The organism is Nostoc sp. DedVER02 (assembly GCF_034530675.2).
Lineage (GTDB): Bacteria > Cyanobacteriota > Cyanobacteriia > Cyanobacteriales > Nostocaceae > Nostoc.
This window is the reverse complement of the sequence record NZ_JAVRCP020000022.1, coordinates 101,309-123,650: the sequence shown is the minus strand read 5'-3', so window position 1 is coordinate 123,650 and position 22,342 is coordinate 101,309. Positions and strand designations below refer to the sequence as shown.

Sequence of the window (22,342 nt, the reverse complement as noted above, 5' to 3'; positions counted from 1 at the left end):
TTTAATTTTTAATTCCCATCAGGTTTTCCTGGTGTCTATTGCGCGGTGGAACCACACTGAACCCTTCCCGAACTCAGAGGTGAAACGCTGTTGCGGCAACGATAGTTTAGGGGTCGCCCTACGCAAAAATAGCTCGATGCCAGGTATTATTTTACAACTAGGAACCCCTAAGCTCACATCACTGCTTTGGGGTTTTCTTTTTTACAGCAACGGACAAGGCGGTTAGAATGCTCTGCAAAGCACATCTTCCATAACATCCCGAAGATAGTCAAATTGAATTAATTGAATTAGTAGCAGTTTACGAATTCGACTCTTCAATCATGAACAACAGCGCTTAATTTTGTTAAGGTCAGGCGAATAGGATGGCAAGTATTTTAATTTTAAGTGACAGATGCCTATTGAATTAATTCTTCAATACCTCCACCTCGATTAAATGTGGCATTATCTAATCTCACATCAAGCGAGGCACAGAAGCTTGAACAATACTGTTTAATGACAGGAAGACCGGCAACCGATGTAATTCGGGAGTTAGTTCGCTCTCTTCCTACTCATGAGGAAAAAGTCTCTTAAACCTAATAAATCATACTGAACAAAAAAACAAAACCATGACAAGTACATCTTAGCTTCTAAGTTAAATATAGTGTTTCATAATTATTTTCCTGCAAACATCAGCTATTGCTAGTAACGGAACACTATCTACATGTAATGCTGCTCATTTAGTCATGCTCAGATGGTTTTGATCTCATATACATACAGGCGAATTCACAAACTCGTTCTGTTCTTGTTATCAGTGCAAGCGTATTCTAGGAAAATTACTAACGGAGTTTAGAGGCAGGGAATAGCATTCCTGCCTAAAGACCTCTTTCTAGTTCGACGAACTACTCCATAGGCTAAATTACGCTTAGCTTAAGCTTAAAACTTTGAAGGGGTGACAAGGGGACTGAAACCCAGGAAATATAGGTATCCAAAATAAGTAAGATTATTCTCTCTAGCTGTGAGTATTCTCCACCAATTTGGCGCGCGTTATTACAAAATTCGTTCCCAGTATCGACTTGTAGGTGCAGTTGTGTTGCTAGCGCTTCGCTATATTTGGCAAAAAAAAGTTTGTTACTTACCAGTTGCAGCATTGCCCTTATAGCTGTAATTTCTACTATCCAAGTCGTTCAAGATTTGTATCAAAGATAAAGTCGTCCTCCTACTCGCTTGGTTGACCCGAAAATTTCGTTTAGGGGCTTCCAAAAAATAAATTTTCCAAAATTATTTGTAAATTTCTAGAGGCGCACAGCTAGCTGTGCGCCTCTAATCAATGCATAGCCGTCTATCAGAGATCATAGAACCGAAGAAAAAATGTCAAGATTAAGAGATGTGCTTTTAGGTAGGTAAGTCAAGTAGGTGAAATATTTATTAATATTATTAATAGGGAGTGTAAATTCAACGTCAAGAGTCATAAAAATTTTTAATGCCAAGTATTTAGCATCAATCATCAAATTTCTCACCAACGGGACAGAAGCTTATGAAAGACCAAAAACCATCAGACTCTAAAGAATTTGTCGGAAATCTCAAGAATGGGATTTGGCTGTTTGGACTGTCATCCTGGGTATTTGGCATTACCGATCGCAGTATTGCTTCATTTGCAGATGGCTATCTATCAGCTTTAGATTTGACGCAACTATTCACGGCGGCTACATTCTTTGTGGCGTGGCTATTTTTGAAACCGACATCCAGAGTTTAAGATCGGCGGTTGGTTGAGTATCGAGCCACTATTAACGCTAGTTATGTTATTAAGCTATCGTCAGAGTCGGTCAACCAAGATGCTAGATTGTACTCTAACATAATGGCTTCGGGAATTTTTTCACCATACTTCTCAATTTGTAGCTAGGCTAGATTGTATTTTTTTCCTTTGAAGTCAGGGTTCTAGCTTTTTTGAGTTGGATGTATCTAAAAAAAATTTTCTAATTTTCCGGAATTGATTATGTTTAGGTGGTAGTCTCTATCAGATTAGCGATTTATACTGAAACTCTATAACGAAACCTTCGGGGTATATAACCCCATATTAAAAGCCCGGTCTTCATGACCGGGCTTTTATTAACGCTTAGGAGTTAGGAATTGTTCTTAATTCCTAACTACTTATTAAATTAGGCAAAAGCAGCAGTTGTCACATCGTTATTCGATAGAATTTCTTGCAACTCTTCAGCGTCTACCGTTTCTTTATCAACCAACATTTGGGCGATTTGATCCAAAATATGGCGGTTGCTTACTAACACTTCTTTAGCGCGTGTATAGGCTACATCCACAAGTTTACGGACTTCTTCATCAATGGCGGCAGCGGTTTCTTCAGAGAAATCACGCTCTGACATGATATCTCGTCCCAAGAACATGTTACCTTGCTGACGACCAAGGGCAACCGGGCCTAAGCGATCGCTCATACCAAATCTGGTAATCATTTGACGGGCAACCCGTGCTACTTGCTGCAAGTCATTAGAAGCACCAGTGGTAACTTCTTCTTCACCGAAGATTAATTCTTCAGCAATCCGACCACCCAAAGCTACAGCCATTTGATTTTCTAGATAAGCACGGCTGTATAAACCTGTGTCCATCCGGTCTTCGCTGGGGGTGAACCAAGTTAAACCACCTGCGCGACCGCGAGGAATAATGCTAATCTTTTGTACTGGATCATAGTCTGGCATTAAAGCACCAACTAAAGCGTGACCAGCTTCATGATATGCCACCAAGGTTTTGCGCTTTTCGCTCATTACCCGGTCTTTCTTCTCTGGGCCAGCTAATACGCGATCAATCGCGTCGTTGATTTCATCCATTGAAATTTCAGTCAAATTCCGGCGTGCTGCCAAAATTGCGGCTTCATTCAACAGATTGGATAAATCTGCGCCAGTAAATCCAGGGGTACGACGGGCGATTTTATCCAAATCCACATCTTTCGCCAAGGTTTTGCCACGGGCGTGTACCTTGAGGATTTCGCTGCGTCCGGCATAGTCGGGACGGTCTACCACAACTTGACGGTCAAAGCGGCCAGGACGCAACAGTGCTGCATCTAGAACATCAGGACGGTTGGTAGCGGCAATAATGATGATGCCAGTGTTGCCTTCAAAGCCGTCCATTTCGGTGAGCAACTGGTTGAGGGTTTGTTCCCGCTCATCGTTACCACCACCTAAACCTGCACCCCGTTGACGACCTACAGCGTCAATTTCATCGATGAAGACGATACAAGGAGCATTGGTTTTAGCTTGTTCAAATAAATCGCGGACGCGGGATGCACCCACACCTACGAACATTTCCACAAATTCCGAACCAGAGATTGAGAAGAAAGGTACACCAGCTTCACCAGCTACGGCACGAGCTAGGAGGGTTTTACCTGTACCAGGAGGGCCAACTAATAGTACACCTTTAGGAATTTTTGCACCAACGGCAGTGAAGCGATCGGCGTTTTTTAGAAAGTCTACAACTTCGTTTAATTCCAATTTGGCTTGGTCAATACCAGCTACATCGCCAAATGTCACCTGAGTTTGTGGTTCCATTTGCACTCTGGCTTTGGATTTGCCAAAGTTCATAGCTTGGCTACCCGGGCCACTTTGAGCGCGACGTAGCAAGAAGAATAAGCCAACCAAAAGCAATACAGGGAAAAATAAGCTGCTTAATGCCTTAAACCAAAATCCTTCGTCGGTTTGGGGCAAAACAGAAATATCAACGCCTTTTGAAGTCAGAGTATTAATCAAATCTGGATCGTTAACTAAGGTAACAATCCGTTTAGCTGGATCATATTTGGGTGTAACCAGTGCTGTAGAACGGTCTGCACTCAAACTGACTTTTTCTACTCTGCCTTGTTGAACTTCTTGAATAAAGCGACTGTATCGCCATGTCTCTCTGCTTTGGGGTTGTTTGTCGAAAAATGCTGTTCCCAGCGCAATGACGACAATAAACAGCAGCGCATACAGCCCTGCATTTCTCCATCTTTTATTCACTAAGGTCTATCCTCCGGTATTTTTTGCCCGATTGCCTAGCTTCTCTGATCACAAAGGTGATTATTAAGAATTATGTTAACTTATCTTAAGATATAACAAATTTGGCGTGGCTGTCATACTAAAAAAAGCCCCCTTATTTGCTGAAAACTAGAATGGTAGGGATTATATTGTAGCGACCCTGAAGGCTGATTAACGGTATGAATGGGAATAATCTCTACTACACTATTAGTGTAAGCGATCGCTTCAAATCTCTGGACTAGCTCGACGCTCCAAGTTTCTTCCCGCACTGGCTGCTGGTGGCTTTCTAGCCAGTTTACAAGTTGCGATCGCACAATTCCCGGCAAAATTCCAGCTGTTAAGGGTGGTGTCCACCAACTGCGATCGCACCATCCCCAAAGGTTGCCTGTACTGGTTTCTAGCCAATTTCCTTGATTATCGACTAATATTGCTTCTTGAGCATCTAAGGTAGTTTTTGCCAACCAAGCACTCAAATAGTTTCCAGTTTTATGAGAAGGGAGGGAGCGAGAAAATTCTGAACTAGCAACGGCACACACAACGCCAGTTTTTTGTTTTTCTGTCAAATTTTGTGGTAATAACCTACCTGTTATCCATTCCCGTCCATCGGGAAAAAGGGTAATTCTGAGAACGGGGAAGTATGCGAGGAGAATTTGAGCGCCTTGACTTACACGGTTCCAATCGGGTTGCTGCCACCCAAAAGTTTGTATTGAGAAAAGCAAGCGATCGCAATGTGCTTGCCAATTAGTTAAATTACTATCTAGAGAATTCTCATAAACCCGCAATGTTGTAAAAATAGTTGCCCCATAAAGTAAACCAGGATCGTTAATGTTTAATTCTAGGGTTTGAGAGTGAATTAATTTGCCGTTATACCAAAAAATATTATTTGTCACAACCAGATTTCTTGTTCTACAACTCCATTGAAAAGTGATGACTTGTAATGCTCATACGCTGCATGAGATAAAATCTATGAGCCGCAAATCGCTGAACACCAGAATCCAGACTCAGGTGTTTACATTCATGATTTTTTGCATATTCAATTAGCCACTGAAATAACTGTTGACCATAGCTATGTGAACGCTTCAACTGATCAACAACTAAATCATCAATATATAAAAACTTTCCCAATGCTAAACAATTAGAAATGCGGAATCCCGCAATTGCTACAACTTGCTTTTCCACTTCCAAAAATGCAAGTTGATATCCTTCTTTCATTTGATACCGAACTTTTTCTACAAATTTAGCCTGCTCAAGGTGAGGGCGCAATTGGAAAATAACAGGAAAACACCTTAATATCTGAAAATCAGATATTGCCAATTCTATTGACATCATTATTGCCTTATTCAATCCTGCGTGATAATTTTGAAACCAATTGGACAAATATAATTATTTCATGCATTTGCAACAACCTGTTATAAATAATAGTTCAATCTTTGGGGGGAAGTAAAATTTTATTAGTACCTTCAGGAGTTGTAATTACTTTTCCTCCTAAAGCTTCAATTTCTCTAATTGCGCGTTTCCGAGTTCTATCGTCAACTTGATTATTTAAAACCATTGACCAAGTGGAAATTTGAGCATATTTACTATTAGGATTTCGACTCAAAAATTCAGCAGTTTTTTGGGAAGTATAAGCTACAAGTTGACTCTCTGCATCTGAAAAGTTACTAGCCCAGTTTGCCGCCGTTGCAAAAGACTTTTGAGCAGCGTCAGCGTTACCTAAAAATAATAACTCATCAGTTCCTTTGTAACGCCATACGTAATAAGACTTTTCAGGAACCAAGGGAGATAGTGATTTTAAACCTTTCTCTGAGAGTGCGATCGCACGTTCTGGCATAGCAGCATATAATGAAGTACTGATAGAAAGACTCCGATACGCTGCTAAAAATCGTGGATCACGTTCTAGAATAACTTCAAAATATTCTGGGCTTAAACTATAACCTGTTTTATCCCGAACTTCATCATCTCCAAAGTACTGTGAAAAATTGAGATATACTAAATCTGCAATGAAATTATCATAACCAAAACTAGGCGTTTTTTTGAGAATATTAATACGAGCATTTTCTAATTTCATTTCTTTTTTTAGAGTCTCTAAAGAAGCTGATTTTTTGCTATCTATTAGTTTTTGTAATTGGGGAAATTGAATCAGAGCAATTCCTGAAATATACACACAGATCATGAAAGGTGTAGTAATAGCTTTACGCGACAAAAACATATTTTCCTTGTATTCTCATGTAGAGGTGACTTATTGTATATAATATACTTCTTGTAAAATTACTCAGCTATATAATTACAGTAGCTGACACATCAAGGTACACTTTCTTTGAGAAACAACTACCAGTAAACAACCCTATCTTTTCTCAAGAGAAACCGAAAAGAAGTATTTCGACAACCTTGGCGAACTCAGAGTATTATATTATACTTTTTAAGTACTTTAGAGTATCATTTTCACTTTCTTATTTGTAGTATCTAAGAATTTATTTTCTTTTCCGAGATGAAAGTTAGAACCTGGAAGTCTAACTTTACTCTTATTGAGCAACAAGTTATTAGCTTATTAAATTAATTTAAAATTACTTAGTTTTATTAAGTAAAAGCAGTAAAAATTAAAACATGATTTAAGATAATATTTTGTTCGCAATTAAACCTTTTACCTTGTTAATCTTATGCTAAATACCGAAGTTACGAATAATTTGGAAAATAGTAGTCTATCCATTCAGACAAAAAATAGTGATTTTAAAACAATAGTTACTAATCTGAATGCTAATAAAAAGGGATTGGATGTTGATGAAATTATTGAGGCTATGAAAACAGTAATTGTTGAAGCCATTGATTTAAAAATAACTACTTGGGTAGCAGAGTCATCTGAACAGTCGCAAAATGAGATAGAAGCAGCTAAACCAGGTAATCGAATATATACCCGAATTAATCTTGTTAGTGGCGATATTCAAAATGAGATTGGGAGTCAATTTACTGATAGTGGGCCCTATAAAGAAATTCGTGAATTTCATTTAACTCAAATTAGAGATGGACGGGAGATTATTCACAAGAATATAGAAAGTATGGAAAAATTGTATGGATTTCTTATGGAAATCGTGAAAAATCGTAAAAAGTCAGAACTTTAAGCGTTTGTTAATTACCCCTTTAAAGTAAAGTATCTACAGCAACCTAATATCTAATTAGGCTCATTTACTTGTATCTATCAATACAATTTGAAATTCAAATTAGTTCAGAACCATGAGAGGGTGAAACTGTGTCTAATAATATTCAAATTAAAGACCAAAATGTTGGTCAACCTCAAGATATTCAAAATCAAGCTAGAGGGTTGCTAAACAATTTAGTATCTTCTGTACAAACATTAGTTTCTGATATCACAGCCTTAGAAGTTAATACAATGGTTGTAGATAGGATTAATGCTTCCAAGTTTAATGCTTGGGAGGCATATCAAGAAATATATTCTATACAAGATCCAGACTACTTTGAAGCAAAAGGTATTCCAGAAGAAGGTACTCAAGCTCAAGAACTACATAAGCGTTATAAAAGTTTATTTAACCAACTTGAAAGAGAATATTTTTACCTTCTTCTTGAAGAAGGTTCAGAATTTTATAATCCGCAGGATGAGCGAGTAAAACGATATCGCCAGAGGCTTGAATATGCGAAGAGATATCAAGCAAACCTAGTTGAAACAGATAAAGCAAATGTGAAACTAGCTGAACCAATACTACCTGCTCCAACTCCCGTTCTTGATGACAAAGATGGAAACAATGAAGAAGATTGGATTCAAAATTTTAAAGAGATTCAAAGACTTTTAAATAATGATAAATTTCTTCGTACCCTACGCAAAATGTATGAACTCAAAGCTGCACTTGATGGTGGTAACATCAGAAGTACCAAAACTGATATTATTTTTGCTCAAACTGTAATGCAGTTGGATGGAGATATTATCACTCGTTACCATAAAGAACTTTTTAATTTATCTGAAGAAGCTAAAAATTTAATCATTAATACACATAATCAAGGAGTGATTTCTGGAGAAAAACAGTGGCGTGGAACATTTAGTTTTTTGATTAGTTTGGTACAGGGTATAGCAAATTTATCTCGAAAATGAACGCTGATATCATAAAAACAAACAACCAAGCTGATATTGTACTCTCTCTATTTGTACAAGTTCCTCAAGGCGATCGCTTTAAACTGAAGGTTGAGCGATCGCAGTGTAGTTTTTACCTAAATGAGACAGTTGTAGAACAGATTCAGCAAGCACAAAAAACTGGTGTTTCTCTGTATATTCCGCCAAAACTGATAATTACTCTATGGTATTACGCCTGTTTTAGCAATAATGTTGTGTTCGGGAAGAAAAAAGAAATTACTGAAAAAGAGGTTAGTAATTTTTTTTACGTTACTGTTATAGTCAACATGATAAAATCTTTTCTGAATAGAACTGCACGAGACAAAACAAACTTACAACCTGGACTTACCTTTAATTCTTACTATGAACAGGCTGAATCAACTTCAAATGCTGATGAAGAGAAAGACATTATTTTGCAAAGTACAGTTCTGATTCATGGTGATATATTCCACAAAATTAAGTTGGATTTTATGCAAAATTCCAACTTTTCACCAATTTTATCTGCTCATTATTGGTTGACTGAACAAATATTAAATTGCTTTCGGACTAAACTAAATCTGCTAGTTTGGGAGATAGCTTCGCTGTTCCCGGCTGGTTTTTTAGTCTACAATTTACATCCAGCAAACTGGATACTATCAACATTTGCTTTGATCGGCTTGACTATACTATTTGCTACTACTCGCTATGTACTTGTCAATCAATTGCAAAGACGTAGTTCCATCAACTCTAAATTTATCAATTGGTTGATATGGACGCTGATTTGTCTCATCCCCATCGTTGTTAGTGCTATTAGTAACTATAGGGATGTTGAGTCTTTATTCTTGCCGTTTTCGTCATTTCTCGCCCCAAAACTTGCAGAGTATATTTTAAGCTTTATAAGACCACGGATTTGGAAAATTATTTTTACATTGCTTTCTTTCGTTACGAGTATTTATAAATTTTTTAGGTAAATCCTATTTTTATTTTTGCAAAAGTTGCCAACACTGCCCAGCGATCGCCCAATCTTCTTGAGTATGAATAACTAATACCCGTACTGCTGAGTCAGTTGTAGCAATATCTTCATCCACTGGCTGCTGCTGATTTTTATTAAGATCGAGCTTCAATCCCAAAAAACCAAAGGCTTCACAGGCGGCTTGGCGAATTTCCGCAGAGTGTTCGCCCACGCCTGCTGTGAATACTAAAGCATCTAATCCACCCAAACTGGTAAGCATTGCACCCATACCAGAACGCAAACGATGTACGTAGATATCCCACGCTAGTTTAGCGCGGGAATTACCTTGAGCGTAGGCGTAGCCCGTCGTAGACATCGCTTCTCTCACTTCCCGCATATCGCTAGATACACCTGAAATTCCCTTTAACCCAGAACCTTTATTTAAGATATCATCCAGCTTTTCAACAGAGTAATCGTAGTGCTGCAACAGATAAATCAGAATTCCTGGATCGATTGAACCAGAACGACTACCCATCATCAATCCGTCTAAGGGCGTGAATCCCATTGTGGTGTCAATACTGCGGCCGTTTTTAATCGCCGCTAAAGAGCAACCATTCCCCAAATGACACGTAATTAAGCGCTCAGGTGGAACATCTTGTCCGAGAATTTGGGCAGCACGTTGAGAACAGTATTGATGACTGATGCCATGAAACCCATAGCGACGGATTCCTTGTTCTACCCACTCATAAGGGCCGGGATAGATTGCTGCTGCGTCGGGTAAAGTAGCATGGAATCCGGTATCAAAGACTGCTACTTGAGTGACATCTTTTAAGATTTTTTCAATTGCTTTTATGCCTTCCAAAGCAGCTGGATTATGTGCTGGAGCTAGATTAGATAAACTAGCGATCGCCTTTTTAACATCCTCAGTGATTACTACACTATCTCGATAATCGTGTCCTCCGTGTACTATCCGATGCCCCACCACATCGATTTCTGACAACCGATCTATTACTTTGGTAGCACCATCAGTAAGCGTATGAAGCATATAGGTGAGGTGTGCCTGTGGGGAATCATCAGAAATTGATTCTTGCAGTTTTGCACCCGTAGCAGTTTTAACCTCAATTTCTGCTACACCGCGATCTTGAGTCCAGTTGATTTTCCCTTCCCAAAGGGGTTGAGATGCTTCGGTGGAGAAAGCCTCATCTGCAATTTCATACAGACAACTCTTTTGGGTACTCGATCCGGCATTCAGCACCAATATCTTCATAGGACAACAAAAAAATATGACCTACTTCGATCGTGTCACTAGATGTAACCTTATGCTTCTATCTTGGAGATGTTTCAGGTAAGGGAATTCCTCTAAGTAAAGCTGCGTTGCCTCTCTTAAGCTAGTAATTGCTTGTTTAATTGTCTCTCCCCGATCAACCGTACCAACTTCGGGACACTCAGCTATATACATATCGTCCTCTTTATAAATGAGGACTGTAAAGCTGCGAGTTTTCATCGTACTGTATCCTCAATCCTTTTTATAGCAAGCATAGCATCACCCTTTCTCTATAAAGATCGCCGCTATGAACACCCATTATTGGAGCGATCGCTGTTTAATACTCATTTGGCTTCAAGATTTTGTTTCATGTTTGCACCAACGGCATGAGCACCCGGATCTGATTCTTTCTTTTCTTTCTTCGCGTCCTTTGCGTCCTTTGCGGTTCGTTTCTCTTACTTGTATTTAATATTTTTGCGTTAATAATCCTATAACTTCAAGACATAGGAACATCAATTCGGCAAACCCTCAACCCTCATCAAATCCAATTCCTGCTCAAATATCTCATCAATTGGCAACATTTGACCATCAACAGTCATAAATTTATGGTCTTTTGTCGCCCGAATTACTGAACCATCTTCTAAACAATACTCAAACACCTCTTGCTGGCCGCGATCGTGCCACTGTGCCACAGGCTGCGTATAAATATTCCCATTATTATCAACGCTGTATACAGTACATTCAATGCGTTTTTCTACAATCTCGCCAATGGGCAACAATCCATATTCTACTGTTAATATTTCCGTGTCATAGCTCAAACAATATTCAGCAAACTTCAACATTTGCTCAAATAATTCATCCGCAACTTTTTTCTGTACACCATTTTTCGCTGCGCCATCCACGAATTTTTCTCGCTGCTTTTGCATCTCAGAAACTTTCTTTTTACCCATCGCCCGACGCAGTAAGTCAGCTTGTCCTAAAGAATATCCAGCCATATCCTGAGCAATTTTCATGATTTGCTCTTGATAGACCATAATTCCATAGGTTTCGTCTAATATTGGTTCTAAAACAGTGTGTTGATAATCAATATTTTCTCGACCATGTTTGCGGTTAATAAATTTAGGAATCAGCCCTGCATCTAATGGCCCCGGCCGATAAAGTGCCAAAATTGAAGAAATATCTTCTATATTAGAAGGCTTTAAATCTCGCACTATCTGACGCATCCCAGAAGATTCTAATTGAAATACTCCTTCTAACTCACCTGCTTCTAATAATTCATAAGTTTTTTGTACATCTTTAGGTAAACTGCTATGTTCACCTTTAGCTAATATCCTTTGGGCTTTTCTTTCCTGGCGGGGAATTTCATCGGGATCGACACGATATCCTCTCGTTTCTTGAATCAAATCTACAGTTTTTTGAATCAACGTCAAGTTCCGTAAACCCAGGAAATCCATTTTCAACAAACCCATTGATTCCAAGTCTTCCATGAAGTATTGGGTAATCACGGAACCGTCATTATTCTTCTGTAGCGGGACAATTTCATCAAGTGGTTCATCTGAAATTACCACCCCGGCGGCATGAACACCAAAGGTTTTATTAGTTCCTTCAATTCGCATCGCCATATCAAGCCAATGGCGAACGTGCGGTTCTCTATCATATTTCTCCTTAAACTCTGGTTCTGGAGTTTTATCAGAAACCATCACCTTGAGTTTCGTTGGTTTCCCACGCACCACAGGGATCATTTTCGCCATTTTATCAGCTTCCCCGTATGGAATATTTAATACTCTGGCGACATCTTTCAAAACTGCTTTAGAAGTTAGACGGTTAAAAGTAATAATTTGGGCAACTCTATCTGCACCATATTTTTCAGTTACATAATCAATAACTTTATCCCGTTGTTCAATACAGAAGTCTGTATCAATATCAGGCATGGATTTACGTTCTGGGTTCAAAAAACGTTCAAATAGTAGCCCATGATGCACAGGGTCAATATTAGTAATTCGCATTGCATAAGCAACTAATGAACCAGCCGCAGAACCCCGACCTGGCCCCACAGGAATGTTATTATCTCTAGCAAATTTGATGTAATCCCAAACAACTAAAAAGTATTTGGAAAAACCCATCTGCTGAATCATTTTGAGTTCGTATTCCAATCTTTCTTTATAGACGGAATCGACTTCTTGGCGAGATTTGCGATTTAAGCGTTCTAAAAGTCCGTTCCATGCAACATCTTCGGCATAAGTGTCAGCAGTATGACCGGAGGGAATGGGGGGTGTAGGAATCTGAGGCTCACCCATGATATGGTAAGGCTCGACTTTATCGGCTACTTTTTCAGTGGTAGCTACAGCCTCTGCAATCACATCATCCGGTAAATGGTCACGAAATAGCTGCCGCATCTCCTCACCAGATTTGAGATACTCTGTGCCGCTATAACGCATCCGCTTATCTTCAATAATTAGCTTGCCAGTTTGAATGCATAGCAAAGCGTCGTGGGCTTCAACATCAAAACAAGAAATAAAATGTGAATCATTAGTGGCAACAATTTTAATGCCTAGTTCCCTAGCAATTTTCACTATTTCTACATTCACAATTCGGTCTTCTTGGGAACCGTGGTCTTGAATTTCTAAATAATAATCATCACCAAATACATCTTTATACCACTGAGCAACTTTCCGGGCTGCATCTGGCCTACCACTGAGAATTGCTTGGGGAACTTCTCCACCTAAACAAGCACTAGTGACAATTAAACCTTCATGATATTGTTTGAGTAAATCTTTATTAATACAAGGACGAGAAAAGATCCCTTTGCCTTGCACACCTTGGAGGTGAGAAATAGTAGTTAATTTGACTAAATGTTTGTAACCTTTAGTATTTTTAGCTAAAACAACTTGATGATATTTCGGACGGCGTTCTTGTTTTTCAATGTCGCCGTTAATTACATACATTTCATTGCCGATAATCGGCTTAATATTTTGACTACGGCAGATTTTGATCAGTTCGACGGCTCCATACATGACACCATGATCGGTAAGGGCGATCGCTTTCATCCCCAGTGTGATCGCTTGATCCACCAGTTCTGGTAGTTGACTTGCCCCATCTAGTAGACTGTAGTCACTGTGAATATGTAAAGGTACAAAGGACATAAGCATCTCCAACTACAAGCCAAGATATCTATAGGGGACTACCTTGTGGTATACCCTTTCGAGCTAGATTTTGCAAAGCAATGGAATATTACATTAGCAGTTTTTAACTAAAATTAAAGCTGTTCTTTTTCCGAAATTGTCACTGTCATCAGTGTTGTTTTAATAGTTACAGTAGTTAATCAGCATCTAACTAATGAGTGAAACAGAGAGTACTACTTCGTCTGAAACCAAAGCTAGCCCTTGGTGGCAGCGTATCCCTCTCACATTGCAAATTCTCATCGCCCTAATAGCCGCAGTCAGTGTCGGAATTGCCCTTGGTGCGGGGAATCCCAATCCCAGTAATGCCACCTTAATTAACAATTTAGCAATTCCGGCTGAGTTGGTGTTAAAAGCTCTCCGCGCCCTAGCTACGCCCTTAATTTTGGTAGCGGTGCTGCACACCTTAATGACTACCAACATCCCCGGTACAGCCGGACGGCGGCTGGCAGTGCTACTTTTAACTAACACTACCGTAGCTATTTTAGTAGGACTTTTGGTAGCGAATGTGCTGCGTCCGGGAACTTGGGGCAATGTAAGCACCTCAACAACTACACAAATAACTACTCAAAGTATTGATCCTTGGGGAATACTCAAAGATGCTGTACCAGAAGCTGTCCTCAAGCCGTTAGTTGATAATAATGTCATTCAACTAATTGTGATTGCCCTAAGTTTTGGCATCGTCCTGCGGGGATTAAAATCGGAACAAATCGCCCAAGGAAAAAAAGGATACCAGCCGATAGAGGATGTCATCGGAATATTATTTGAGGCGGTAGTCCGCGTCCTCAACTGGGTAATTGCCTTAGTACCTTTCGCCGTCTTTGGGATTGTTGCTAAAACAGTTGCTATGCAAGGATTTGCACCATTTAAATCTTTAGGTGCATTTATCCTGGCGGTGCTGTTAGCACTGGCATTGCAGGCTTGTTACTACCTCACTAGAGTAAAATTTGGTTCTTGGGTACACCCGTTAAAATTCCTCGCTGGCGGTTCTGATGCCTTTTTGACAGCTTTCTCAACTTCATCCTCTGCGGCAGCAATGCCCGTAACCTTTGAGGTTTTGCAAACAAAAGTCGGCTTGAGGGAATCTTCTGCTGCTTTGGGGGCATTAGTCGGGGCAAATTTTAATAATGATGGCACTGCCCTTTACGAAGCAATGTCTGCGTTGTATATTTCTCAATTAATTGGGCAACATCTGACTCTAGGACAACAGTTAATTGTCATCCTGACCTCAATTTTTGCATCTGTAGGTGCGGCGAATATTCCCAATGCTGGACTGGTAACGATGACATTAGTGTTCACTTCTGTAGGCTTACCTACCCAGTACATTGCTTTGCTAGTTACCATAGATTGGTTTTTGGATCGCTGCCGTACCGCAATTAATGTTATGGGAGATATGACTGTCAGTGCTTTACTTGATGGCAAAAAGCCTCGTTCTGTAGACGAGGCTTAGTTTGACGGCTTTCCAGATAGCTAATGCTGTTGAGGCCCTTTGGCATCACATTCTTTAGCCCAACAGCGTTCTAGAAGCCGAAGATGCCAGATAAATGCGAAGCGTTGGGGATTCAATACTAATTTAGTATCTTGACTAAATAAAGGCTGGTTCAGATATTGCCAAAGGGGAAATTTAATTTTGGTGTGTTTTGGAGTCATAAGAGCAACAAATATTATAAAAGTTTAGGGGCCATATTTGGCATTGTGTCTAGCAATTGCCTGATACTCTTTTTCTAGTTAAAGGCTACACTGCGATTTTGCAATTGTCCTGGTGACAATTGCGGAATTCCATAAAAGGAATTTATGTTGTTTCCGCTTTAATACTGAAATTGGACACATTATTTTTATTATTTTACATCCTCCCATCGGTCAGCTTTTTGACGGGCAAACAAAAGCAGGCTAAATAGATATCTTTGCAACTCCCGAAGCTGTTCCGCATTTAGCTTGCATTGCATCTCGACAAAAAATTGGGACAGGCAAGATGCCCATCCCATAATCAAAAAGAAAATTTTTGTAATAGAGTGCCTTAGCTATATTTGAGCTTAGGCGGTTTCGTTAGATTAAATTTCTCACTATCTAATAATGAGTGCCAGTTTTACGGTGGTTGATAGCAGTAACAGCATCAGGTTTGAGCAATTTACCTTCGTCCACAGTTGCATACACAACCCAATGATCCCCACATTCTAGACGTTGATTGACTGAGCATTCCAAATATGCTAAAGCGTCGGTGAGGACTGTACAGCCATTATCTGCAACTGCTGTACTAAAGTTGGAGAATCGGTCTTCCCCAGGCGCGAAAGATTTACGGAAATGCTTCATGTAATCTTGGTGATTGCCTTCAGGTAGAATATTTAAGGCAAACTTACCGCCTGGATACATCAAAGATTCGATCGCTCGGTCTTTGGCGATCGCAACAGTTAGTCCAGGTGGATTAAAGGTAGCTTGAGAAACCCAAGCGCCTAACATTGCAGTGGACACTTCTCCTTGTTTCGCTGTAATCACACAGACGGAACCAACAATCCGACCAACAGCCTGTTCTACTGGGGTAGCGGCTTGTTGTGGTACGCGGACTTTTTTAGCTTTTTTCAATGCTTGGGCAAAATCTGTACCTAGTTCTTCACAGAATTTGAGTGTGACATCATCAGGTTTAAACTTCACCTTCAAGGTGTCAAAGCCAAAGCGATATCCAGAATCGCGGAGTTTACCTTCGATTAAGTCAAAAGCTTCGCCACTCCAGCCGTATGAACCAAATACACCAGCGAGTTTGCTGTTGTCACCGCTTGAGATCACAATCCCTAAAGCAGTATGAATGGGAGTTGGCGCATGACCACCGATGGTAGGAGAACCAATGATAAAACCTTCTGATTGTGCTAGGTTGATGCGAATTTCATCAGGGGTAGCAAATTCACAGTTAATCGATTTGACTGCAACTCCACCTTTAGTTAATCCCAGAGCGATCGCTTGTGCTAAAGTCGCCGTATTGCCGTAAGCTGAAGCGTAAAGTAAAGCAACAGAAATCTCGCGATCGTTATGAGAACGACTCCACTCTCCATAAGCTTTGGTAAGTTCAATTAAGCTGGTGCGTACCAATGGGCCGTGACCCACAGCATACATTCTCACCTGCAAATCTGATATTTTCTCCAAAGCTGCCTGCACGTGAGGAGTTTGGGGAGCCATCAGGCAGTTAAAGTAGTAACGCTGGTCTTCTTTAAGGGCTTCCCAATTATCATCAAACGCTTCATCACCACACAGATGAGTTGCAAATAACTTATCTGTGTAGAGAATTTGGGTTTGTTGGTCGTAGGTACAAAGTCCTTCCGGCCAACGTGGACTGGGAGTGGGGAAGAATTTTAAAACATGACCTTTGCCTAAATCCAGAGTTTCTTTCCCCCGCATCACCAAGACATTCAAATCTTGCTCTAAGAAAGCAGCACGCAAATTGTTTGCACCGGGAAGAGAACAGACAAAAGTTATCTGTGGTGCCAGTTCTAAAATTGCTTTGAGGGTTGCAACTCGATTAGGGCTAAAATGACCCAGGATTATATAATCCAAACTTTGTAAATCTAAAGTCTGCCGCAATGCCTCTAAATAAACTTCGGTGAAGCTTTCTGGTGGTGGATCGATAAGTGCGGTTTTATCAGCTTCAATTAAATAGCAATTGGAGGTAGTACCTCTTTCAAGTGCGTATTCAATTTCAAACCGCAGACGTGACCAACTACGTGCCCTTAGAGCCTTAGTATTTGTAGCAATTGGTAGAACTTGTACGTCGCGTGGCTTGGAATTGATCATAGCTGTTAAAAGTTAGCGAATTGGGCATTGGGCATTGGAAATTGGGAATTGGGAATTGGGGAAGATGAGGGAGACAGGGAAAATAGTCCATGCCCCATGCCCAATGCCCAATCCCCAATCTTTAGTAGTAATTACCTACTTTGCGATGGCGAACGGCTGTCAACCCATCGTGTTTGGAAACACGACCTTCTTGGACGGTGCAGTATAAAATCCAGTGGTCGCTGCATTCCATGCTGCTCTGTATTTCACATTCCATGTATGCCAAAGCATCAGTTAGAATCGGAGAACCGTTTTTAGCGGTTTGAGTTTTTACTCCTGCAAATCGGTCAGCACCAGGATGTAAGCGCTTCAGGAAATGCTTTTTCAATTCTTGATAATTGCCTTCTTCCAAAACGTTGAGGACGAAGCGATCGCCTACTTGCATTAAGGAATCAATGGCGCGGTCTTTAGCAACGGCAATTGTTAATCCTAATGGTTGCAAACTCGCTTGCGTTACCCAGGATGCCAGCATTGCACTTGAGACATTATCTTTTTTAGTAGTGACTATATACAGTCCACTACTAATGCGACCCAACGCCTTTTCCATGTTGACATCAAGAGACTTGATCTGCTTGATGTTGCGATCGCGCACTAGCAATTGTCCCAAGTCTTTACCCGCTTCTTCACACAACTGGAATGTAGATGCAGTGGGAGCTTCTTTAATCCGAATGGCTGGGAAGGCTTCTTTGATGCCAGAGTCGATAAACTTTCTGCGGAGTGTATCGATGGGTTCATCATCCCCACCGTAACATTCAAACAGTCCGACTACTTGTTTGTTTTTGGCGACAGCTAGCAGCGAACTGATACCAGCTTGGGCCGCGGCGGCGGTACTTGGGGGCATACCGATAATGATGCCAGCTGCTCTCCCGGCTAGTTCTTGAATTTCTTGACTCTCAGCAGTACTCAAATCCAGTACTTCTACGCCAACACCAGTTTTTAGGATACCTTCGGCAATTGCATGGCCAAGGCGTTCGCCATAACCGTATTCTGAGACAAAAAATAAGCCAACTGTGGTTTCTGCTTTAGCTTGTCTCTGGCTCCAATTTTCGTAGCACCCAGTTAGAACATCTAGATGGTGGTATAGTAAAGGGCCGTGACCATTGGCAATTATATTAATCTTTCCTAAGTCACCCATCCGCTTCATGGCATTCAGCAGCGAACGAGCGTTAGGGCCCATCAAGCAGTCGTAATAAAATCTAAAGTCAGCTTCGATCGCTTCTAAATCTTCATCGAAGGTGCGATCGTCACAAAAATGCATCCCAAAGGCATCACAGGTGTAGAGAATTTGGGTTTTGCGGTCAAAGCTAAAAATTGTATCCGGCCAGTGCAGGTTAGGCGCACTCACGAATTCCATTTCGTGTCCTTTGCCAATATCTATGCGATCGCCAGTTTTGACAACTCGCTTAGAAAATGGATCGTGGACTAACCCTTCTAAAAATTGAAGCGCAACTTTTGATGCTAAAACAGTAGCTCTAGGAGCTAACTGGAGAACATCTTCTACTAAGCCGCTATGGTCTGGCTCTGTGTGACTAACAATTATGTAATCAATTGTCTTGGGGTTAACAAGACCTTTTAGAGTCTCTAAATATAGATTGCGAAACTTCTGGTGAGAAGTATCAATCAAAACTGTTTGTTCACCCCTAATTAGATATGAATTGTAGGTTGTGCCGTTTTGCAGCCCGAATTCGATATCGAAGCGATCGCGATCCCAATCAAGAGAGCGAATCGCCGTTGTATTAGGGGCAATTTCTACAGTTTGTATAGTTAGCCGATGTTGAACGTTCTCTGCGTGGGCATTGCCTGTCGTAGACATCGCTACCATTATTCGTCTCCGAGCGCAAATTGTCAGGTTTTTCTTCTGCCCCCATTGTCTCTATTATTTTTTGTTTAAGTTGTAATGAATATCAGTTTTTGACAAATTTAACTTGTATCAAATATGGCTGTTTTCTAGCAAAAAACATGACTCAAAAAATCTACTTAATATTATTTAATTCTAAAAATTATACTGAGTATCTAATTTTAAAATTTATCTGATTTTATCCTATTTTAAAAACATCATTTTCTTTATATTATCTAAAAATCAAAATTGAAGACATCAAAATCAATGCCCTAAATCTAGAACTATTATATAGAACTCATAAGTAAGTGGGTGGGAAAAATCTTAAGTATGTAACGAAAAGTTAACTAGCAGAATCAGAGTTAAATTTAACACGTTTTATACTGTAGTTTCCTCTTTCTCCCCTAGTTTGAACACCACTAATGACTGCGTAAGCAAGGTCTAATTCATCATTAAATGTTTGCCCTGAGAGTTCATCTTTTTTGAGATGTTGCCATTCCAATTCAATTGGATTCATTTCGGAACAATATTTAGGTAAAAAGAAGATGTATAAACCCATGCTCTCCCACTTTGACCAAAGTTTTTGTACCTCATGGCATCGATGTATCGGCCCATTATCTTGCACAATTACGCGAATACGTCCAGTTTTTTGGGCATCTTGGGCTTCTTGCTCCATCATTTGGATATAAGACTTGCGGTTAACACCCCCGATAACTAAACCGTAAACAAAACTGATCAAAGGTTGAAGGAACCCGATAATGCTGAGTCGGCGACCACGACGTTTTGTTTGTTCCAAACGTTTTTGCTCACCTCTAAAGTAATAGGTGTAGCCTGGTTCACTCCACAGACAAAACCCTGATTCATCTAAATACTTTAAGTCTATTTCTCCGCTAGCAGCAGCTAACTGCAACATATCTAAGTCTGCTTGCTTTTTTTCCTTTATTACAGGGTCTTGTTTTCGTTTATGGCTTTTTCTGCTTCGTTTCCAGATTACCCCCTTTTTTTGAGTACCCGTCTTAATCTGTCAGGACTCAGTTTAATTTGGCGATCGCATTCTAATTTTTGAGCTAATTGAAAACTATTGTATGTGCGTGGTTCTTTTTTAAGACATTCTTCTAAGAAAACTATGTCTGACTCCTTCCATTTCGGTTTCCCTCCTCGACCGACTTTATCTCAAAGTCCTTCCAGACCAAGCTTTTTCCATTTATGTAAAACTTCTCTAACTGTTTGTAGAGTCCAGTTAAAATGAGCAGCTATTTTTTCAACATACCAGCCATCTGCATTTAACCTGATGACCTCTGCTCGATCTTTGACTTTTTGTAGTATATCCACAGTTCTTAGATTTAATAAAGTTTTATCCTGCTCACGAGTCAGAAATACCCTTAAACGAGCGCCCATGTCTTAGTCACCTCGATAGATGCATTCTACGTATTTACTTATCTTTACATACTTTGGTTTTTTCACGCCGACCTACTTATCTGATTTTTGAAAAAACTCAGGATAACTCAAAAAGTTTGCTCATAGCTTGCCTCTTGACTCTTGCCTACCTAAACCGATAAGTTGAGAAGTTAAAGTCAATTTTTGGAAATAAAGTATAAATGTTAAAAATATACCAAGATTTATAAAGAAGCTCTGTAATTATGATGCAAAATAATTATATTAATAAAATAGATTAATAGCTATTTTTTAAAGACGCTATATTATCAAGAAGTAGGAAAATTAGGAAAAGTGGGAAAGGTAGGAAAAGTAGGAAAATAGTGAGGCCAATATAAAATTTTTGCTCTGCAATAAGTGTTGAATATATTTTTGTCTCAACCAATAATTTTGTGAAGTAAAATATAAATTTTATGTAAAGCGGACAAAACAAGTATTTTTTGGAGATAATAAAGACAAGTTTCCAGAGATGAGTTGAATAACAAGCAACTAGGCTTGTATATGTATGATTTCCCGCTCATTTAAATATGAATTATCCTAAAAATTCTTTTTAAAGTTTCGATAAATCATCATAAACATCCGAATCATCTCAGAATTTTAATGATACAGTCCTTTATTATTGGTTTTAGAAATTAATCAGGACAACGCTAGCAAATTGTTATTGTCAGAGTTTTACGCTATAGCTTATGGCTATTGCATAAATTTGCCTCTACAGGCTAATGCTGTCTTTTCTGATATGCCTGAATTTTTATAAAATTCCATTGCTGATGATAAATTGCAAACTTTAATAGCGTTCTAAAGCCAATACTTATTGCGTAGCACCCTTTGAAATAATGTCATCATTAACGTTTTTAGTTCAATTTGGGAGTGTGCTACTAAATACGTAAATTATCAAGGATACAGGCGTAAATAAACACAAGTAAAAATAGTAAAAATTAACTGTGCAAAAGGTTATTAATTATGGGATGCAGATTAAAAGTCTTTCTAACTGAGCAAGAAAAACTGACTTTAGAAGAGTTAAGAAAAGCTAAAGATGTTCCTCAACGCACCAAAGATCGCGCTCAAGTCTTACTGCTGAATAATCGCGGCTTAAAAAATGAGCAAATTGCTAAAGGCTTAAACTGGGCAATTTCCACAGTTCGTCAAACCCTTCATCGTTGGGAAAAGATGGGTTTAGCAGGTCTGTGGGATGCTCCCGGTAGAGGTGGAAAACCCCGATATTCAGAATCAGATTTAGTTTATCTAGAAAATTGTTTAGCTCAAGATTCACAGACTTATAACTCGAAACAATTAGCAAATAAACTGGCATCTGAACGTCAGGTAAGCTTAAGTGCAGATCGGTTACGACGGGTACTTAAACAAAGGGGAAGGAAGTTTGGAAGCGCACGCAAACAACTTCAAGAACAGAATTATTAAAAATAATTAGCTGAATAACAATAACTGTTAAAGAAAAATTCAGAAACCTTTTTGTGCGAGTCTTAAACCCCCACGATCCAAACGTTATCTACGAGACACTACACGTAGCTAGATTTTGGGGAGGGGTACACTGATTCGCTATTCGCTTTTTTGTTCAAAATATACAACTTAATTCTGTTTAATAAACAGGAGTCAGAATTCAGAATGGGCTAAACCTTAGCTATCCGCTAACAGAATTCAGAATACTCAACCCACAAAGGGAGAGAGTATTCAATACGGTTCGGTTAAAGGGGAAAGGGAAAAGGGGAAAGGTTTTGAATACATCCTTTACCCTTTTCCCGCAAACCCAT

17 protein-coding genes, 1 rRNA gene and 1 pseudogene are annotated in these 22,342 nt (G+C 39.6%); 8 read left to right on the top strand and 11 right to left on the bottom strand.

Annotated elements, in window-relative coordinates:
• Positions 1 to 27: 27 nt before the first annotated feature.
• The 3 genes from rrf to RMZ41_RS21240 all read left to right on the top strand — a co-directional run bounded on the left by rrf (position 28) and on the right by RMZ41_RS21240 (position 1,732).
• Positions 28 to 145, top strand: a 5S ribosomal RNA gene (gene rrf, locus RMZ41_RS21250).
• A 269-nt stretch (positions 146 to 414) separates the two neighbouring features.
• Positions 415 to 570: a CopG family transcriptional regulator gene (locus tag RMZ41_RS21245; protein WP_322641173.1), complete on the top strand. Its 156-nt coding sequence runs from the start codon at positions 415 to 417 to the stop codon at positions 568 to 570.
• A 943-nt stretch (positions 571 to 1,513) separates the two neighbouring features.
• A complete protein-coding gene (locus RMZ41_RS21240) occupies positions 1,514 to 1,732 on the top strand; it encodes a hypothetical protein (protein ID WP_094330884.1) in 219 nt (72 codons plus the stop codon).
• A gap of 403 nt (positions 1,733 to 2,135) precedes the next feature.
• Here RMZ41_RS21240 and ftsH3 read toward each other — a convergent pair whose 3' ends face one another.
• From ftsH3 to RMZ41_RS21220, 4 genes are all read right to left on the bottom strand, one after another.
• On the bottom strand, positions 2,136 to 3,977 hold the full coding sequence (ftsH3, locus tag RMZ41_RS21235) for an ATP-dependent zinc metalloprotease FtsH3 (protein WP_322641136.1): 1,842 nt from the start codon (positions 3,975 to 3,977) through the stop codon (positions 2,136 to 2,138).
• 113 nt (positions 3,978 to 4,090) lie between these two features.
• Positions 4,091 to 4,885 (bottom strand): aminotransferase class IV, encoded by a 795-nt coding sequence (locus RMZ41_RS21230; protein ID WP_322641137.1) that lies wholly within the window; start codon positions 4,883 to 4,885, stop codon positions 4,091 to 4,093.
• A 16-nt stretch (positions 4,886 to 4,901) separates the two neighbouring features.
• Positions 4,902 to 5,372, bottom strand: a complete 471-nt coding sequence (locus RMZ41_RS21225) for a GNAT family N-acetyltransferase (protein ID WP_322734395.1) — start codon at positions 5,370 to 5,372, stop codon at positions 4,902 to 4,904.
• A gap of 46 nt (positions 5,373 to 5,418) precedes the next feature.
• On the bottom strand, positions 5,419 to 6,204 hold the full coding sequence (locus RMZ41_RS21220) for a hypothetical protein (protein WP_322641139.1): 786 nt from the start codon (positions 6,202 to 6,204) through the stop codon (positions 5,419 to 5,421).
• A 448-nt stretch (positions 6,205 to 6,652) separates the two neighbouring features.
• Between RMZ41_RS21220 and RMZ41_RS21215 the strand changes: the two genes are divergently transcribed.
• The 3 genes from RMZ41_RS21215 (at position 6,653) to RMZ41_RS21205 (ending at position 9,062) form a co-directional block, all read left to right on the top strand.
• Entirely contained in the window at positions 6,653 to 7,111 is a 459-nt protein-coding gene (locus RMZ41_RS21215) for a hypothetical protein (protein WP_322641140.1), read from the top strand.
• A 128-nt stretch (positions 7,112 to 7,239) separates the two neighbouring features.
• Positions 7,240 to 8,094, top strand: a complete 855-nt coding sequence (locus RMZ41_RS21210) for a hypothetical protein (RefSeq protein ID WP_322641141.1) — start codon at positions 7,240 to 7,242, stop codon at positions 8,092 to 8,094.
• Positions 8,091 to 9,062 (top strand): hypothetical protein, encoded by a 972-nt coding sequence (locus RMZ41_RS21205; protein WP_322641142.1) that lies wholly within the window; start codon positions 8,091 to 8,093, stop codon positions 9,060 to 9,062. The genes RMZ41_RS21210 and RMZ41_RS21205 overlap by 4 nt, the downstream gene beginning before the upstream one ends.
• A gap of 9 nt (positions 9,063 to 9,071) precedes the next feature.
• Here the strand turns inward: RMZ41_RS21205 and RMZ41_RS21200 are convergent, their stop codons facing one another.
• The 3 genes from RMZ41_RS21200 to RMZ41_RS21190 form a co-directional block, all read right to left on the bottom strand.
• Entirely contained in the window at positions 9,072 to 10,310 is a 1,239-nt protein-coding gene (locus tag RMZ41_RS21200; protein WP_322641143.1) for an acetate kinase, read from the bottom strand.
• 21 nt (positions 10,311 to 10,331) lie between these two features.
• Positions 10,332 to 10,547: a type II toxin-antitoxin system HicB family antitoxin gene (locus RMZ41_RS21195; protein ID WP_322641144.1), complete on the bottom strand. Its 216-nt coding sequence runs from the start codon at positions 10,545 to 10,547 to the stop codon at positions 10,332 to 10,334.
• 272 nt (positions 10,548 to 10,819) lie between these two features.
• Positions 10,820 to 13,450, bottom strand: a complete 2,631-nt coding sequence (locus RMZ41_RS21190; RefSeq protein ID WP_322641145.1) for a DNA polymerase III subunit alpha — start codon at positions 13,448 to 13,450, stop codon at positions 10,820 to 10,822.
• Positions 13,451 to 13,643: 193 nt separating this feature from the next.
• Between RMZ41_RS21190 and RMZ41_RS21185 the strand changes: the two genes are divergently transcribed.
• Positions 13,644 to 14,936, top strand: coding sequence for a dicarboxylate/amino acid:cation symporter (locus RMZ41_RS21185; protein ID WP_322641146.1), 1,293 nt, complete (start codon positions 13,644 to 13,646; stop codon positions 14,934 to 14,936).
• Between the two features lie 20 nt (positions 14,937 to 14,956).
• On the opposite strand, the gene RMZ41_RS21180 is transcribed toward RMZ41_RS21185, so the two are convergent.
• From RMZ41_RS21180 to RMZ41_RS21165, 4 genes and pseudogenes are all read right to left on the bottom strand, one after another.
• Complete coding sequence (locus RMZ41_RS21180; protein ID WP_322641147.1) at positions 14,957 to 15,136, bottom strand: hypothetical protein; 180 nt, start codon at positions 15,134 to 15,136, stop codon at positions 14,957 to 14,959.
• A 417-nt stretch (positions 15,137 to 15,553) separates the two neighbouring features.
• The gene (locus tag RMZ41_RS21175) at positions 15,554 to 17,266 is read right to left on the bottom strand and encodes a diflavin flavoprotein (protein ID WP_322641148.1); all 1,713 of its coding nucleotides are present in this window, start codon (positions 17,264 to 17,266) and stop codon (positions 15,554 to 15,556) included.
• Between the two features lie 121 nt (positions 17,267 to 17,387).
• Complete coding sequence (locus RMZ41_RS21170; RefSeq protein ID WP_322641149.1) at positions 17,388 to 19,127, bottom strand: diflavin flavoprotein; 1,740 nt, start codon at positions 19,125 to 19,127, stop codon at positions 17,388 to 17,390.
• A gap of 358 nt (positions 19,128 to 19,485) precedes the next feature.
• A pseudogene (locus RMZ41_RS21165) lies at positions 19,486 to 20,540 on the bottom strand (IS630 family transposase).
• A gap of 996 nt (positions 20,541 to 21,536) precedes the next feature.
• Between RMZ41_RS21165 and RMZ41_RS21160 the strand changes: the two are divergent.
• Positions 21,537 to 21,992, top strand: a complete 456-nt coding sequence (locus tag RMZ41_RS21160; RefSeq protein ID WP_322641150.1) for a helix-turn-helix domain-containing protein — start codon at positions 21,537 to 21,539, stop codon at positions 21,990 to 21,992.
• Positions 21,993 to 22,342: the final 350 nt, after the last annotated feature.

What these genes read in the sequence shown, in the direction of transcription:
- RMZ41_RS21215 (WP_322641140.1), top strand. Translation starts at nt 6,653, where the DNA reads ATGCTAAATACCGAAGTTACGAATAATTTGGAAAATAGTAGTCTATCC.
- RMZ41_RS21240 (WP_094330884.1), top strand. Translation starts at nt 1,514, where the DNA reads ATGAAAGACCAAAAACCATCAGACTCTAAAGAATTTGTCGGAAATCTC.
- RMZ41_RS21190 (WP_322641145.1), bottom strand. Translation starts at nt 13,450, where the DNA reads ATGTCCTTTGTACCTTTACATATTCACAGTGACTACAGTCTACTAGAT.
- RMZ41_RS21220 (WP_322641139.1), bottom strand. Translation starts at nt 6,204, where the DNA reads ATGTTTTTGTCGCGTAAAGCTATTACTACACCTTTCATGATCTGTGTG.
- RMZ41_RS21195 (WP_322641144.1), bottom strand. Translation starts at nt 10,547, where the DNA reads ATGAAAACTCGCAGCTTTACAGTCCTCATTTATAAAGAGGACGATATG.
- RMZ41_RS21175 (WP_322641148.1), bottom strand. Translation starts at nt 17,266, where the DNA reads ATGATCAATTCCAAGCCACGCGACGTACAAGTTCTACCAATTGCTACA.
- RMZ41_RS21200 (WP_322641143.1), bottom strand. Translation starts at nt 10,310, where the DNA reads ATGAAGATATTGGTGCTGAATGCCGGATCGAGTACCCAAAAGAGTTGT.
- RMZ41_RS21180 (WP_322641147.1), bottom strand. Translation starts at nt 15,136, where the DNA reads ATGACTCCAAAACACACCAAAATTAAATTTCCCCTTTGGCAATATCTG.
- RMZ41_RS21160 (WP_322641150.1), top strand. Translation starts at nt 21,537, where the DNA reads ATGGGATGCAGATTAAAAGTCTTTCTAACTGAGCAAGAAAAACTGACT.
- RMZ41_RS21170 (WP_322641149.1), bottom strand. Translation starts at nt 19,127, where the DNA reads ATGGTAGCGATGTCTACGACAGGCAATGCCCACGCAGAGAACGTTCAA.
- RMZ41_RS21185 (WP_322641146.1), top strand. Translation starts at nt 13,644, where the DNA reads ATGAGTGAAACAGAGAGTACTACTTCGTCTGAAACCAAAGCTAGCCCT.
- RMZ41_RS21205 (WP_322641142.1), top strand. Translation starts at nt 8,091, where the DNA reads ATGAACGCTGATATCATAAAAACAAACAACCAAGCTGATATTGTACTC.